Here is a 733-nt window from a genome sequence, read left to right as displayed (position 1 = left end):
CCGCTGCGCCGGCGGATGCGCCGGCCCCGGCACCGGTCCCGCTCACCGTGCTCTGGCCGCTGGCCGCTGCGCCCTCCCGCATCGCCCTCGTCCCCGGTGAGGCGGGTCCCGAACCCGTGGTGGCCCTCACCGACGGATCGCTGCCACACGACCTCTCGGACGAGGGGCGGCTCACCGGTCTGGTCCGGGCGGCATCGGCCGCCTTCGAGGGCCCCGCGGGTGAGGAACTCCGCCGGGCGACCTGCCTCGGGGTGGACCCCGATCTGCTCGGAACCGTCGCCGAGATCGCGGACGGTCGTGCGGTCCTGATCGACGAGAGCAGCGGCCCCCGCGTTCCCGGGGAGCGGGAGGGCGGCGACGAGCAGGTGGGGCCCACCGTCGACGAGGCGCTGAGGGAGGACGCCTCCCGGTGGTTGACCGAACTGCGCACGCTTGCCGAGGGCGCGTGCGTGCTGTCTCTGCCGGCAGCGCAGGCGGACCTGGACGTGGTGGCCGCCGTCGGTGACACCACCCTGACCGCCGCGGCGCTGGATCGCTCCGACTCGGTGCAACGGATCCTCGAGGTGGTCCCGGTCCCCGGCGTCCTCGTCCCCGCGTCGGGCACGCTGGCCCCGGGGACGGCCCGGGCACTGTCCGGTGGCGGGGGTACGGCGATCGTCGCCGCCCCGTCCACCCGTACCGACACCGGGGTGGTCCCGCCCCCGGGGATGGTCGCGGTGGCGGGGACCGACGG

The 733-nt window shown here is 76.5% G+C and carries 1 pseudogene; it reads left to right on the top strand.

Annotated features, from left to right (window positions below):
• A pseudogene (locus tag IY392_RS14010) lies at positions 1 to 733 on the top strand (hypothetical protein); the annotation flags it as partial.

The organism is Dietzia sp. SYD-A1 (genome assembly GCF_015356725.1).
Lineage (GTDB): Bacteria > Actinomycetota > Actinomycetes > Mycobacteriales > Mycobacteriaceae > Dietzia.
The sequence above is the reverse complement of the archived record's forward strand: the minus strand, read 5'-3'. Positions and strand labels throughout refer to the sequence as shown.